Here is a 15,278-nt window from a genome sequence, read left to right on the forward strand (position 1 = left end):
AAGAAATAATTCCTATTTCTTTTGTTGAGTATTACTAAACTGATTCAACAGTATACGAATAATAGTTTAATAACCATAGTACTTCGAATCAGTTGCAATATATCGAAGGAGGTGCGTCATGAATCGTGGATTAAAAGCAGTTGGGATTATTGTTTCAGTGATATTGATCTCGGTATTCTTGGTAGTCCTTGCAATCAGTTCTCCATATTTGAATTTGCCTTTTGGAATGAGACGTACAGAATTTCTGCTAGGCTCGCTATCAAACTATTATTTCCGACAATATCTATTTTGGGTTGCGTTAGTGCTTATTGCCATCTTGTTGATTTTTATTTTATTCCTTATCTTCTATCCAAAAGCCAAACAAACTTTTGTACTTAAAGAAGACAAAGGTCAATTGACATTAGATAAAAAGGCAATTGAAGGTTTTGTTCGTTCAAAACTAAAAGATGCCGGTTTTGTCTCAGCGCCAAACGTTAAAGTGAGAGCGACAAAGAATAAAATCAAAGTAAAAGTGAAAGGCCAACTCACTCGGACTTCTTCTATTATTGGAAAAACAGGAGCCGTAATGGAAGAAATCCAACGAGAATTACAAGACATTTTAGGTAATAAAGAAAAAGTTAAAGTAGATGTTACATTTGCTAAATATGATGATGAGCAGGATAAAAATGCGTCTGATCACTCACGAGTAGAATAGGAGGGAGTTCCATGAAAAAAATATTTGAACAATATAAGCTCCCGATTATTTTCGGGGGATTAGGTTTGATTTTGGCAATCTTGTTTGTCTCTATCGGCTTCTTTAAAACGTTGTTGATCATCATATTAACTGGTTTAGGAATTGCTTTAGGTTTCTATCTTGAGCAAACGGGCTTATTAAATGAATTTTTTGATCAACGAGAAAATAAATAACTATCTTTTATTATTAAAACGACTTAAATAATTTAACCAAGACGGAGGAATTTATAATGGCTAACAATTTTGAGAACAATAACTTAAATCCAACTCCCGGAGTTGCTGGACAAACAAGAGCGCAGCATGCTGCCAATCCAAATTTAAATGATCCAACAAAAAATGATCACGTGGATAATATCAACGGTGAATTAACTTACGACGATAAAGTAATTCAAAAAATCGTCGGCAAAGCCGTAGAACAAATCGATGGATTATTAACAGTTGATGGCGGATTTTTCTCTAATATTGCTGAAAAATTAGTTAATACCGACAATGTGACAGCAGGGATTGAAACAGAAGTTGGAAAAAAACAAGTTGCAGTGGATATGGATGTCGTCATTGAATATGGCCGTGATATCCCAGCTATCGATGATCAAATCAAGAAAGTGATCACTGAAGAAGTTGCTCACATGACACATCTTGAAGTAATCGAAGTAAATGTCAATGTTGTCGATATCAAATCACGTTCTGAATATGAAGATGATAGTGAAACAGTTCAGGATAAAGTCACAAGTGCTGCAAAAACAACGGGGCAATTCGCTTCAAAACAAACAGATAAGGCAAAAAATGCGGTAAGCCGAGGCACGAATAAAGCACAAGCAAAAATAGAAGAAAATCGTGAACCTCGTGTACAATAAAAAATTAAAATAGAGGAGGAATTATCATGGGTTTAATTTGGTCATTAATCGTAGGTGCTATTATTGGTGTGATTGCGGGAGCGATCACTGGAAGAGGAAACAGCATGGGCTGGATCGCTAATATCATTGCTGGTTTAGTGGGCTCAGCTTTAGGGCAAGCGCTACTTGGTTCTTGGGGACCATCGCTAGCAGGGATGGCTTTAGTTCCTTCGATCATTGGGGCAGTCATTTTAGTCTTGATTGTTTCACTTATTTTAGGCAGATCAAAATCATAACTACAGATTTTAGTTGAACAATAACAAATAATCCTTAAAATATTTATGTTGAAATGATTAAAATCAGTCAATATAGACTTGCGTTAAATTTTAAAAGTATGGTACCCTCATGTTCTTATAATAAGAGCATGGGGGTATTATTTATGTAAAACTGATAGTATATAGTTATTTATGATGATATACTATCTCTGAAATTTATTTTTTCATACAAATTAATTATACTCGTATAAAAAAACAACTTTAGTACATAAAGAAATACTATTTTTTAAATAAACGACAGGAAGTGATAACTAGATGGTAACCAGTAAAGATGTTGCAAAAGCAGCAAATGTTTCTCATATGACTGTTTCAAGAGCTTTTCAAGCAAACAGTAGTATTAAAAAAGACACGAGAGAAAAAGTTTTAGCAGTTGCGAAAAAATTAAACTATATCCCTAATTATAATGCTAAAAGTTTAGTCATGAATCGAAACTTTTCAATCGGGCTTTTTTTTAGTTCAATGGAGGGAACTTCAGAAGTTTTCTTAGGCGATTTAGTCAATCAGATTTATCAATTGCTGCCGCATAATTATTTATTATCAGTCAATAGCATAGATAAGATGAATATCAACGAAGAAAAAAATTCGCTTATTGAAGCAGTGATTGGCCGTTTTGATGGTGTCATCATAGCTACTCAATCCGAAAAGGATGATTTATTTATTGAATATCTCCATCAATTGAATCTTCCTATCGTGGTCATGAATCGATATATAGAAAATAAAGAAATTTATAATGTATCAACGGATGAATCTGTGGGTATTCAAGAAATGGTTGATTATTTGGTTGATTGCGGTATTAAGACGGTTGGAACGATCAAAGGATTCTCGAGTTTTTCTTCTGCTAAAAAACGGTATCATAAATTAGTAGAAGCTTGCGATCAAGCCGGAATCAATATTCTTCATTCCGCTATTGAAGAAGGAAAGTATACGATTGCAAGTGGTTATGAAGCCATGAAAAAAATTCTTATAAAGAATGATAGATTACCAGAAGTAATCTTTTGTGGAAATGATGACATGGCGATCGGCGCTATCAAAGCTTGTAAAGAGTTAAACTATTCGATTCCTAAAGATCTTGCTATTATTGGTTTTGATGACACAAATTATGCAAAGTATATGAGTCCGGCATTGACTACGATCCATAAACCTTATCGAGAAATGGCTCAAAAATCAATGGAGATTCTACTGGATTTACTAGAAGAGAAAGCTCCTCAAAAATACAAATACAATATCGATAGCGGATTGATAATTCGCGATTCTGTAAAATAGAAATGATTAGCTCAAAAACTAGTGCCATAGAAATATTGGCATTAGTTTTTATTTTTTTTTAAAAAAGTTATTGATTTCACAATGGAATGATGATAAGCTCTTTTTAACAAATGTTCACGCTAACAAAAAAAGAAAAAACTTCATAAGTATATTTTTTTATAAATACTTGTTAGCGTTAACAAAGATAGATGTTAGGAGTAGTAGTATGAAAAAAATAAATGAACTAAACTTAGACAAAAAAAAAATACCGACAAAAGTCATTCAATTTGGTGAAGGAAACTTTTTACGAGCGTTTATTGATTGGCAAATACAACAGATGAACAATCAGCAATTATTCAATGGTGGGATAACAATTGTTCAACCAATTGAAAAAGGAATGATTGATTATTTAGAGGCACAAGATAATTTATATACTGTAACATTAGAAGGATTGTTAGATGGTAAAAAAGTTCAAAGTGATGAAGTGATCACATCAATCAATAACACAATTAACCCATATACTGATTTTTCAGAATATTTAGAACTTGCTGAAGAAGATACGATCGAAGTTATTTTTTCAAATACGACTGAAGCGGGTATTACTTATGATGAAACAGATCAAAAAGATGCTGCACCCGCAAAATCATATCCTGGAAAATTGACTCAGTTACTATATAGAAGATTCGAATTAGGTAAGGCTGGTTTTCATATTATTCCATGTGAATTGATTAACTATAATGGAAAGAAATTGAAAGAAATTATTTTAAAATATGCAGACTTATGGGAACTAGGCACAGGATTTAAAGAATGGATTGAAAAAGAAAATTACTTTTACGGTACATTAGTTGATCGAATCGTTCCAGGATTTCCTCATGAAAATAAGGAAGAAGTATTTGAGCGAATTGGTTATGAAGACAACATGTTAGTCAAAGCAGAAGCTTTCTTACTTTTTGTGATTGAAGGAAATAGTAAATTAGCAGAGGTTCTGCCATTTAAAGAAGCCGGATTGAATGTAATCATTACCGATGATATGCAGCCGTATCGTGAAAGAAAGGTCAGATTGTTAAACGGACCACACACGACAATGACCCCATTAGGTCTATTAGCTGGAATCGATACTGTGGGATCGGTTATGAATGATGAAGATTTTGGTCAATTTATTCAAGATGAAATGACTAAAGAAATCTCACCAATCATTGATCTACCAAAAGATGAATTGGCTTCTTACTGTGAAGCGATCAAAGAACGCTTCGAAAATCCATTTGTTCACCACGAATTGCAATCAATCGCTTTAAATAGTATTTCAAAATATAAAACCCGTTTATTACCGGGAGTTATCCAAAGCCTTAATGAAACGAATAAAGTACCTCGTCGGATGGTTGCAGCCTTGGCCGCATTGCTTGTCATCTACGGAAACTATGAAGAAATCACCGTTCAACCTGTTGACGGAGAAGAGACGATTGCTAAATTTAAAACATTGAAGGCATCAAATGATTATGTGCATGCAGTATTGAACGATCAAGAACTTTGGGGAGAGGATTTAACTCAATACCCTGAATTAGAAACAGAAGTAAAAGATGACGTAGCGTTTATTTTAGCACAAGGTGCTCGCAAATTAGTACAAACCATCAATAAAAATTCATAATAGTAAGGAGAAAATACTATGTTTTTAGATCAAGATTTTTTATTAACTACGGATGTTGCAAAAAAACTTTTCAATGGCTACGCAAAAGAAATGCCAATTATCGACTACCATTGTCACTTGAATCCAAAAGAAATTTATGAAGACAAAAACTTCAATAATATCACGGAAGCTTGGTTAACAGAAGGAAATAATTTCGGTGATCATTATAAGTGGCGATTAATGCGAGCTAATGGTGTACCAGAAGAATTGATCACCGGAAATGGTGATCCTTACGAAAAATTTCTAGCTTTTGCTGGCGTCTTAGAAAAAGCTTATGGTAATCCAATTTTTGAATGGTGTCATCTTGAGTTGAGACGTTTCTTCGATATTGAGACTGTTTTAACAACCGAAACAGCGCTAGAGATTTGGGAACAGGCCAATCAAAAATTAGCAGAGTCTGCTTTCTCAAGAAAAAGTTTGATTCGAAATATGAAGGTAAAAGCTTTATCGACGACCGATGATCCAATTGATGATTTACATTATCATGAACTGTTAAAAGCACAGGAAAAAGAAAATGGTTTTAAAGTCATCCCTGGTTTTAGACCCGACAAAGCATTGAACATTCATAAAAATGAGTTTTCTGATTATATGGATCGTCTAAGTGAAGTCAGCGGTGTTAAAATAGAACATTTTAAAGATGTCGTAAGTGCGTTAGAAAAACGAGTGGAATATTTTGAAAAATATGGCTGTACTATTTGTGATCATGCCTTAGACTCTGTAGATTATCAAGAAGCAACAATTGAAGAATTAGATGAAATCTTAGTTAAGGCGCTTCAAAAAGAGACATTGAATTCAAAAGAGGTCGCACAATATCGCTCAGCATTATTAGTAGCACTGATCAAAGTTTACGCGGACCACGAGTGGACCATGCAATATCATATGCATGCGCTTCGGAATTTAAATGCAACAACTTTCGATACGATGGGACCAGATACTGGTTATGATGCAATCAATGATGAAGCGGTGGCTGTTTCCTTAGGTAAATTATTAGAAGCTGGCTACAAAGAAGGTGAGCTACCAAAAACAATCATCTATTCGTTGAATCAAAATGATTGGATGCAGTTATTGACAGTTATGGCCTGTTTCCAGGGAGGAATGAAACAAAAAATCCAATTTGGAACTGCATGGTGGTTCAATGATACTCGAACAGGTATGCGCAACCAATTACAGATGCTGATGGAACAAAGTTTATTAGGTAATTTTATTGGAATGTTGACTGATTCTCGCAGTTTCTTAAGTTATCCTCGTCACGAATATTTCCGTCGCGTACTTTGTGAATTGCTTGGAGAAATGGTTGAACGAGGTCAAATTCCTAACGATGAAGAACGCTTAGGAAAAATGGTTCAAGATATCAGCTTCAATAATGCCGATGAATATTTTGGATTTTTAAAATAATTGTCTTTAACGAGACAGGTGGATATGCTAACTATTTGTCTCGTTTCAAATTTTAATTAGGTGAAAACGTTCGCTTTAAATCAAGGAGGAAAGAAGATGGAAACAAATGTAGGAAATAATACTAGAATCCCAAAATCGGGAGCTCCAGTAACGAAAGTAAGTAGTGGCAGATTATCTTGGAAAGAGAAAATTGCTTATGGTTTTGGTGATTTCGGAAATGGATTTATGTTTGACTTAGGACAAGCGTATTTAACTAAATTTTTCACTGACGTAGCCATGATCGCGCCTGGAATCGTAGGAACTATCTTTGCGGCTACTAAGATTTTTGATGCTTTTATGGATCCTTTAGCAGGTTCATTTATCGATGGTCGTAAAAAAATCAGTCATCGTGGAAAATTCCGTCCAGTTATGATGGTTTCTGCGTGTGTTTTAGCCGTATTGACTGTAATAACTTTTACTATGCCGAACATCTCGATGAAAGGAAAAATCCTTTATGCGCTATTAACCTATATGGCTTGGGGTGTTGTCTATAGTTTTACCAATGTTCCTTATGGATCACTTGCTTCTGTTATGACTAGAAATGTTGAAGACCGGGCTGAATTAGCAACGACAAGACAAGCAGGTTCTTTAGGAGCGCAATTAGTAACTGGAGTCGCATTTATCCCGATCGTGATGATGTTTACAAATCATGGTGGAAAGCCAAGTGCTCACGGCTATACGATTGCTGCATTAGTAATGGCTTTAGCCGGTGTCTTAGGATTTGTTGTTTGCTATTTAGGAACACGGGAACATGTTAAAGTAAATCGTCAAGCGTCGGATACGAAACGAGAAGGCTTTAAAGAATATGCTAAAGTAATTTTCACAAATAAACCTTTAGGTGCAATGATCTTATTAACTTTATTTACTATTTCTGCTATGAATACAAACAATACAATGATGGTTTATTTCTGCCAATACAATCTAGGGAATTTAGCATTACAACCGATTGTTAACGGTATCATGATGGGCGCATCAGTAGTTGCGATTCTTTTGATCCCAACTTTGGTAAAACGTTTCGGTAAAAAACAAACAGCAATCGTTTCATTTATTATTGGCGCAGTCGCAAACGGTCTGAACTTCATTTTACCGACGAACATCGTCACATTTATTCTTTTAGTCACAATTGGTTATGTAGCATTGGCAATCCCAAATGGTATCACTTGGGCCTTTGTGTCAGATGTTATCGACTATGGAGAATGGCATACAGGTATTAGAAAAGAAGGAATCACGTATGCTGCATTCAATTTTTCAAGAAAATTAGCCCAATCATTAGCGGCGATTATTTCAGCAGGAATTTTAGGATTAACTGGCTATATTGCCAATGAACATCAATCAGCTAGTACATTATTAGGAATAAAGAGCGCCATGACGCTATATCCAGCAATCGCATTAGTTATGGCTGCGATCATTATCTTCTTCTTATATGGATTATCAGATGACAAATATCGTCAAATCGCAGAAGACCTTTCTAACGGACGTTGGGAACATGGGATTATTGGTGAAAGTCCAAAAAAAGATTAATAATTTAACGATGTAAGAATACTCGATGAGTATTCTTACATATGTTAACGTGAACATTTATTTGCGTTTTGGAGGGATAAACGATGAACAGTGTGATGGAAAAAAAAGGTGCAATCAAAGATATCATGGAGTTGAATCCCTGTGACAATGTTGTTGTAGCACTTCATCCAATAAAAAAAGGCACAATTATTAGTGAAGGCGAATTATATTTAACAGTATTAAATGATATTCCGCAAGGACATAAAATTGCATTGAGCGATTTAAAGAAAGATGACGACGTTATTAAATATGGTGCGCCAATCGGTCATGTCACCACAGATGTAAAACCGGGAGAATGGCTGCATACACATAATGTAAAAACAAATTTAAATGATGAATTGGAATATAGTTATGAGCCAGAATTACGAACGATTACATATCCCAAAGTAGCCAGAACATTCCAAGGCTATCGAAGAAAGAATGGAAAAGTTGGAATCAGAAATGATTTATTCATCGTTCCAACTGTTGGTTGTGTTAATGGCATTGCTGAGCGAATTGTTGAGCTGTTCAAGAACAATCATCCAACGATTGCTCCTTTCGACAATATTACTATTTTAAAACATCCGTATGGTTGTTCACAATTGGGAAACGATCACGAAAATACACGTAAGATTTTAGCAGATGCAGTCAAACATCCAAATGCAGGCGGGGTTTTAGTGTTTGGTTTAGGTTGTGAAAATAACACCGTTGATGGGTTTCGTGAATTGTTAGGAGAAGTGGACCCTGAGCGTGTGAAATTTTTAGTGGCTCAAAAAGTAGAAGATGAAATTCATACAGGTGCCAACTTATTAGAAGAGATTTATCAAGCAGCTAAAAATGATCACCGTGAAGAGATTCCTTTGTCTGAATTAAAAATAGGCTTGAAATGTGGAGGATCAGATGGCTTTTCAGGTATTACTGCGAATCCATTATTAGGTATGTTTTCTGATTTCTTGATCTCTCAAGGTGGTAGTACAGTACTAACAGAAGTTCCCGAAATGTTTGGGGCAGAACAACTATTGATGGCTCGGGCTGAAAATCAAGAAGTATTTGAAAATATTGTTGATTTGATCAATGACTTCAAGCATTACTTTACGAATTATGGCGAACCCATTTATGAGAATCCTTCTCCAGGAAATAAAGATGGCGGTATCACAACGTTAGAGGACAAATCACTTGGCTGTACACAAAAAGCGGGGACAGCTCCTGTAGTTGATGTCTTAAAATATGGAGAAAAGTTAAGAAAAACAGGATTGAGTTTGTTGGAAGGTCCAGGAAATGATTTAGTTGCTGCGAGCAATTTGGCTTCAGCTGATTGTCAATTGGTCTTATTTACAACCGGAAGAGGAACGCCTTTTGGATCGTATGTCCCGACTATGAAAGTCGCAACTAATAATGAGATTTTTCATGCCAAACCTCATTGGATGGATTTTAATGCCGGAAGATTATTACAGGAAGAAAAGGAACACGTTCTAACGGATTTTATTGATAAGATAATTGCCGTTGCTAGCGGAGAAGAAACCCGAAATGAAGAAAATAATTTCAGAGAAATCGCCATTTTTAAAAATGGGGTCACATTATAAAAATTTGTAGAATAAAGAATACTCTTGGTACTTCTTGTTAGGGAGAAAGGGATTAATTATGAAAAAAAATACTATTTTGAATAAATTAGAAGCCGCTGGTGTGATTGCGGTAGTACGCGGGAAAAATAAAACGGAAGCCATTAAAGCTACTGAGGCTCTTGTCGCTGGCGGGATGAAAGGGATCGAATTGACTTTTACGGTTCCAAGAGCAGAAAAAGTGATTGCGGAATTAGTCGAAATTTATGCTGATCATGAAGACGTTGTGATTGGAGCGGGGACGGTCTTAGATGCGATCACGGCAAGAATCGCCATCATGGCCGGAGCTGAATACATCGTTAGCCCGTGTTTTGATTTGGAAACTGCACAAATCTGTAATTTGTATCAAATTCCATATTTACCTGGCTGTATGACAATTACTGAAATGAAAGAAGCCTTAAAAGCGGGAAGTGATATCATCAAGTTATTCCCAGGATCAGCATTTGGACCATCGATCGTCAAAGCCTTCAAAGCTCCTTTGCCGCACTTAAATATTATGCCAACTGGTGGGGTTTGTTTGGAAAATATGGCGGATTGGTTTGATGCAGGAGTAACGGCTGTTGGTGTCGGCGGGAGTTTATTAGCTCCGGCGGAAACAGGAGATTTTGCCGCAGTGACACACGCTGCACGTCAATATATGGAAAAATTTGCAGAGATAAAGGGATGATTAGATGGCTAAAATAGTTACTTTAGGAGAAATCATGTTGCGTCTTTCGACAACTGTCGGGACGAGAGTGACACGTGCACATTCATTTATGGCTCACTACGGTGGAGGAGAAGCCAACGTCGCTATTTCACTAGCCAATTATGGCCATCAAGTATCATTCGCAAGTAAAGTACCAGCTAATCATCTAGGTACAGCTGCAATCGAACACTTAAAACGTTCAGGTGTCGATACGCAATTTATGTTAGCTGGCGGTGACCGCTTAGGAACGTATTATTTAGAGATGGGCAGCGGCGCTCGAGCGTCACAAGTGATTTACGATCGTAAAGGTTCAAGTTTTGCCGAGATGACCGAATTGGAATGGGAAATTGATCAATTATTTAAAGATGTCACCATCTTTCATATTTCGGGTATTACCCCGGCATTATCAAATAATTGGCGGTCGATGACACTAGAATTGATTAAAGCTGCTAAAAAAGCTGGCTGTATGATCAGTTTAGATATTAATTATCGCCAAAAATTATGGGGGGCTAATGGATGCACAGCCTTTTTAAAAGAAGTCTTGCCATTAGTCGATATCTGTTCTGCCGGAAAATTAGATGCTCAATATTTATTAGCAATTCCAGCCTTTACTGGCAGTGGTAATGAAATTATTTATTATAATGAACAAATCCAGCAATTATATCCCAATATAAAAGTTTTGTATTCCACGATTCGAACCGTCTACTCTGCTAGCCATAATGATTTAGTTGGTACTTTTTGGTCCAATGGCAAATACGTAGAATCGCGTGTCCACCAAATCGATCCGATCGTTGACCGCATCGGTGGCGGTGACGCATTTGCCGGAGGAATTCTCCATGGAATTCTAACCAATCAAGAGCCACAACAAATCGTTGAGTTTGCGACAGCTGCTTCGGCCCTGGAACATACAGTTTTTGGAGACGAGAACCAATTCTCCGAAAGTGAAATCATCGCCTATATGAATAGTAATTCTGGTGAGGTTCTGCGATAATCCTCAGTACAAGTAATGATAGCTGACAAAAAAAGCCTCTGATATGTAAATATCAGAGGCTTTCGTTTGGTTTAAAATCCTTCATGCTATTTTGGACTAAATAAAAAGTCTCTTAACTTGAAGAAGTGTATTTTGGAGAGGAACCTAGTTTCACAATTGTAGCAAAGAAAAACAGATCTATTTGAAAGCTCCTCCTAAGTACATAAATAGTAAACCAATAATAACGATTACTATGCCCCAAAAGATTTGAGAAAACATACTTCTATCTCCAAAAAATGCTCTTAATAGAAAAAATTTTTTACCGAATAGAAAAATAAACATACCAATTAAAAATAATACGACACCTAAAAGTATCAAGATACTCATGTGATCACTCCTTTAAAATGATTGTACCATGTCCAATTTTAAAACAATATTTATCAAATCTTCCAATTTTATTTTTATAAAGAATGATTCTTGATTTGATCGTACAAACGAGAACGTAAGATAAATGTAGTTTAGTTACTCTGCTCAAGTCTCAAAATTTAATTAGTTATTTTCCATAATGTACAGCGCAGAGAAAACGATTACAATTAACGGGTAATTAAGTCAAATTTTTATAAAGGAGACATTCTATAGATGGAGTTAAAAAGTAAGTCCTCAAAGAAAGATACCTATTGGATGAGAGTTGTCGTGATGTTATGCATGGGATGGGTAACGATTTGGATTTATCGTTCGGCACTGCCCCCACTATTCAGTGAAATCCAAGGAACTGTCGGTAATCATAGTGATACTCAAATGGGAATGATTGCTAGCTTTTATTTTGCCGGTTCAACCTTTATGCAGATTCCTGCCGGCGTATTGGTAGATCGTTTTGGGAAAAAAATAATCTTAATACCAGGTTTTCTATTATTTGGAATTGCTGCTTTAGTTATTTCTCAGACTCCTAGCTTACAAATAATCTACGCTGCCAGTGTATTTGCCGGTCTAGGCTGCGGGTGCTATTATGGTGCGGCGTATTCGATTACTTCAGAAAATATTCCCGAAGAAAAAAGAAGTGTTGCTACAGCATTTATTAATAATGGTGCCGCTGTAGGAATGGGCATGGGAATGATTCTATCCAGCTTATTAGTTAAAAAAATAGGTTTACCGTGGCAATCCATGATGTACCTATGTTTATTCTTAATTGCTGGGACGGTGTTAGTCTTTATTTTTGGATTGAGGTCATCCAAGCAAAAGTCGATCAAAATACTGGATTCAAATAGTTCCGTCCAAAATCCGACTATCGAACACAAAAAGATCAGCTTATTGTCACTTAGGATGCTCATTTGTTATTTGATCTATTTTGGAACGTGTTACGGTTATTATATGGTCGTTACTTGGTTGCCAGCATTTTTACAAGAAGAACGAGGCTTTCAAGGAATTGCTATCGGATTTTCTTCCGCCTTGGTTGCATTTGCAGCCATTCCCGGTGCTTTGATTTTCAGCCGAATCGCAGATAAACATCGTGAAAAAAAAGCTGCGCTTATTTTAGTGCTAGAGCTAGGGGCAGCTATGATGCTATTGATAACAGTTTTAGCTACTAACGCGACATTATTACTCATTTCACTGATATTATATGGCTTATTGGGAAAATTAGCCGTTGAACCGATTCTGATTTCTTATATTAGTGAACAAGCAGATCCTAAAATTTTGGGTACGACATTGGGAATAGCTAATTTTTTTGGTTTGAGTGCCTCGATTTTCGCACCGACGGTCACTGGAATGATTTCGGATGTATCTGGTTCAAAAGAGGCCGGATTTTATGTATCGATTTTTATTATGATTTTTAGTGCACTTTTGTTTTATTTCATCAGTAGTCATTATGCTAAAAAAGAAAAAGCAATCTTAGCTATAAAAATGAGTTCAGTAAAATAAATAAAAAAAATTGTTTCATTTCTACTAAAACAGTAAAAACGAAACAATTTTTTTGTGTTCATTTTATTTTCTCTTGCAACCAATCAATCAAATTTTGATAAATACGGTCAGCTAAAATATTTTCTGTTCGATCAAAATCATGTTCTTCCCGATTTAATTCAAAATACACACTGTCTGCAAGCGACGAATCAAAATCACGGGAAGCTTGGACTGGAATGTCGGGGTCCTTTGAGCAGTGAACAATAAATGTCGAAGGAAATTGTTTCAATGATTGATCAACAGTCGTCATCAAGTCAGCCACGGGACCAAGATAAGTCAACCAGTTCCCATACTGTCGGGCTGAAAGATAAATAGGAAAACGATCAGTCAGTGCACTGGCTATTTGTGGGGTGTTTTTAATCAGTAATTGAGCATTCATAGGTGCAACTTTCGGTAGCCGATTATAGAAGCGATTTGGCATGCGGAATTCCGTCATGGAAAGATCATGATAACCATAAAAGCGAATCAATCCTATTTGCTGTTGGTATTGATACGTAGTCAACAATGTCGCTAAATAGCCGCCGGCCGAACGACCAAATAGGAAAAAGTCCGCTTCTGAAAGAGCTAATTGTTCATGATAATTTGTTAGAAACCATTCTACCGCTTGATTTAAACACTCAATAATATCAATTAATGGGCTTTCTGGTGCTAATGGATAGTCGAGCGTGAGGATATTAAATCCTGAATCCAATAATTCTTCAAGATATTTTGGGGCTAAATCATCTCGCTTACCAAAAATAAAACCACCACCATGGAGATAGAAGATTGTTTGATCAGCTGAAGTGGGTTTCCTTTTGGGATAAAAGGAAAGATTGAGCGGTAAATCTTGATAAGTAGTATAAATAAATTTTTTAGGTGTCATTAGAATACTCCTTTTTTACTTATTATAGAAAATTGAAAAAGAATAGGTTTGTAATAATTGAACAAAAAAACTATACAATTTGTTTTTATTAACCAATGAAGGCGCTTTATATCTTAGCTATACTAAATGTAACAAATAAAGGAGGACCACAAAATGACTTTGAAGAAACGCGTAGATGAAAATACACAAGCATTATCAAAAATAGGTAGTGATCCGTCAGGCGGTATGACGCGGTTGCTTTATACAGATTCATGGTTAGAAGCACAAAAATTTGTTGAAAAAAAATTGCAAACGATTGGATTAAAAACTAAATTCGATGCAGTCGGAAATTTATACGGTCACATTGATGGGACGAAGTATCCTGACGAGACGATTTTATCCGGTTCACACATCGATACTGTGGTGAATGGCGGCACCTTAGATGGCCAATTTGGCGTAGTAGCTGCTTATCTAGCCGTTCAGTATTTATTAGAAAATCATGGTAAACCGTTACGTTCATTAGAAACGATCTCTATGGCTGAAGAAGAAGGAAGCCGCTTCCCCTTTGCTTTTTGGGGCAGTAAAAATTTTGTCGGAGAAGCTTCAGACGATCAAGTAAAAGCTATTGAAGATTCTGAGGGAAATAAATTCGTTGATGAAATGCATCGCCAAGGTTTTGATTTCGAACCCAAAAATCACTCGCATCGAAAAGACATTAAAGCTTTTGTTGAAATTCATATTGAACAAGGAACTGTTTTAGAAAATGAAAAATTACAAATCGGTGTGGTCAATAATATTGTTGGTCAAAAGCGTTATACCTTTGTATTAAAAGGACAGGCTAATCATGCTGGGACAACACCTATGGGGTATCGCCATGATGCAGTCTATGGATTTTCTAAAATTTGTTCGGGCGTGATCGATAAAGCGTTAGAAGAAGGTGATCCATTAGTCGTGACTTTTGGAAAAGTTGAACCAAAACCCAATACTGTCAATGTAGTGCCGGGGGAAGTTACCTTTACGATGGATTGTCGCCACACAGATGCAGAAGCATTAGATCGTTTCTCAAAAGAAGCTGAAACGTATATGCACGAAGTGGCTGATAAATTAGGGCTAACACTCGAAACAGATTTATGGATGGATGAAAAACCAATTCCAATGGATCAAACAATCGTAGATGTAGTTGAAAAAGCAGCAAAAACAGAAAACAAAAAATATAAAGTCATGCATAGCGGCGCGGGACACGATTCCCAAATTATTGCACCGTATTATCCAACGGCTATGATTTTTGTTCCAAGTACAAATGGAATAAGTCATAACCCAGCGGAAGCAACGAATTTAGATGATCTTGTCAATGGTGTCGAAGTATTAGCACAAGCACTTTATCAATTGGCTTATCAAGAGTAACCAG

Annotated in this window: 15 protein-coding genes; 13 read left to right on the top strand and 2 right to left on the bottom strand. The window is 36.1% G+C overall.

The annotated features are described in order from the left end of the window. The first annotated feature begins 118 nt into the window (after positions 1-118). The 11 genes from amaP to ACKTSC_RS03490 all read left to right on the top strand — a co-directional run bounded on the left by amaP (position 119) and on the right by ACKTSC_RS03490 (position 11,094). The gene (gene amaP / locus ACKTSC_RS03440; RefSeq protein WP_332579741.1) at positions 119-694 is read left to right on the top strand and encodes an alkaline shock response membrane anchor protein AmaP; all 576 of its coding nucleotides are present in this window, start codon (positions 119-121) and stop codon (positions 692-694) included. Positions 695-705: 11 nt separating this feature from the next. Continuing rightward, complete coding sequence (locus ACKTSC_RS03445; RefSeq protein WP_407855248.1) at positions 706-906, top strand: DUF2273 domain-containing protein; 201 nt, start codon at positions 706-708, stop codon at positions 904-906. A gap of 56 nt (positions 907-962) precedes the next feature. Next, the gene (locus ACKTSC_RS03450; protein WP_332579739.1) at positions 963-1,586 is read left to right on the top strand and encodes an Asp23/Gls24 family envelope stress response protein; all 624 of its coding nucleotides are present in this window, start codon (positions 963-965) and stop codon (positions 1,584-1,586) included. A 26-nt stretch (positions 1,587-1,612) separates the two neighbouring features. Further along, on the top strand, positions 1,613-1,861 hold the full coding sequence (locus ACKTSC_RS03455; protein WP_332579738.1) for a GlsB/YeaQ/YmgE family stress response membrane protein: 249 nt from the start codon (positions 1,613-1,615) through the stop codon (positions 1,859-1,861). Between the two features lie 294 nt (positions 1,862-2,155). Then, positions 2,156-3,163, top strand: coding sequence for a LacI family DNA-binding transcriptional regulator (locus ACKTSC_RS03460; RefSeq protein ID WP_407856829.1), 1,008 nt, complete (start codon positions 2,156-2,158; stop codon positions 3,161-3,163). 205 nt (positions 3,164-3,368) lie between these two features. Next, positions 3,369-4,787 carry a tagaturonate reductase gene (locus ACKTSC_RS03465; protein ID WP_407856830.1) on the top strand — a complete coding sequence of 473 codons (1,419 nt, stop codon included), beginning with the start codon at positions 3,369-3,371 and terminating at the stop codon, positions 4,785-4,787. A gap of 18 nt (positions 4,788-4,805) precedes the next feature. Continuing rightward, complete coding sequence (gene uxaC / locus ACKTSC_RS03470; RefSeq protein ID WP_407856831.1) at positions 4,806-6,221, top strand: glucuronate isomerase; 1,416 nt, start codon at positions 4,806-4,808, stop codon at positions 6,219-6,221. A 96-nt stretch (positions 6,222-6,317) separates the two neighbouring features. After that, complete coding sequence (locus tag ACKTSC_RS03475) at positions 6,318-7,781, top strand: glycoside-pentoside-hexuronide (GPH):cation symporter (RefSeq protein ID WP_407856832.1); 1,464 nt, start codon at positions 6,318-6,320, stop codon at positions 7,779-7,781. An 83-nt stretch (positions 7,782-7,864) separates the two neighbouring features. Then, complete coding sequence (locus ACKTSC_RS03480; protein ID WP_332579733.1) at positions 7,865-9,382, top strand: UxaA family hydrolase; 1,518 nt, start codon at positions 7,865-7,867, stop codon at positions 9,380-9,382. A 58-nt stretch (positions 9,383-9,440) separates the two neighbouring features. Next, positions 9,441-10,085: a bifunctional 4-hydroxy-2-oxoglutarate aldolase/2-dehydro-3-deoxy-phosphogluconate aldolase gene (locus ACKTSC_RS03485; RefSeq protein WP_407856833.1), complete on the top strand. Its 645-nt coding sequence runs from the start codon at positions 9,441-9,443 to the stop codon at positions 10,083-10,085. Positions 10,086-10,089: 4 nt separating this feature from the next. After that, positions 10,090-11,094, top strand: a complete 1,005-nt coding sequence (locus ACKTSC_RS03490; RefSeq protein WP_407855242.1) for a PfkB family carbohydrate kinase — start codon at positions 10,090-10,092, stop codon at positions 11,092-11,094. A gap of 177 nt (positions 11,095-11,271) precedes the next feature. On the opposite strand, the gene ACKTSC_RS03495 is transcribed toward ACKTSC_RS03490, so the two are convergent. Next, a complete protein-coding gene (locus tag ACKTSC_RS03495; protein ID WP_407855241.1) occupies positions 11,272-11,460 on the bottom strand; it encodes a hypothetical protein in 189 nt (62 codons plus the stop codon). A 252-nt stretch (positions 11,461-11,712) separates the two neighbouring features. Between ACKTSC_RS03495 and ACKTSC_RS03500 the strand changes: the two genes are divergently transcribed. After that, positions 11,713-12,990: an MFS transporter gene (locus ACKTSC_RS03500; protein ID WP_407856834.1), complete on the top strand. Its 1,278-nt coding sequence runs from the start codon at positions 11,713-11,715 to the stop codon at positions 12,988-12,990. 58 nt (positions 12,991-13,048) lie between these two features. On the opposite strand, the gene ACKTSC_RS03505 is transcribed toward ACKTSC_RS03500, so the two are convergent. Then, on the bottom strand, positions 13,049-13,891 hold the full coding sequence (locus ACKTSC_RS03505; protein ID WP_407856835.1) for an alpha/beta hydrolase: 843 nt from the start codon (positions 13,889-13,891) through the stop codon (positions 13,049-13,051). Positions 13,892-14,044: 153 nt separating this feature from the next. On the opposite strand from ACKTSC_RS03505, the gene allC reads away from it, so the two are divergent. Further along, positions 14,045-15,274: an allantoate deiminase gene (gene allC / locus ACKTSC_RS03510; protein ID WP_407856836.1), complete on the top strand. Its 1,230-nt coding sequence runs from the start codon at positions 14,045-14,047 to the stop codon at positions 15,272-15,274. The last annotated feature ends 4 nt before the right edge of the window (positions 15,275-15,278 follow it).

It is taken from the genome of Enterococcus hailinensis (assembly GCF_045862035.1).
In the GTDB taxonomy this organism is placed as follows: Bacteria; Bacillota; Bacilli; order Lactobacillales; family Enterococcaceae; genus Enterococcus_A; species Enterococcus_A hailinensis.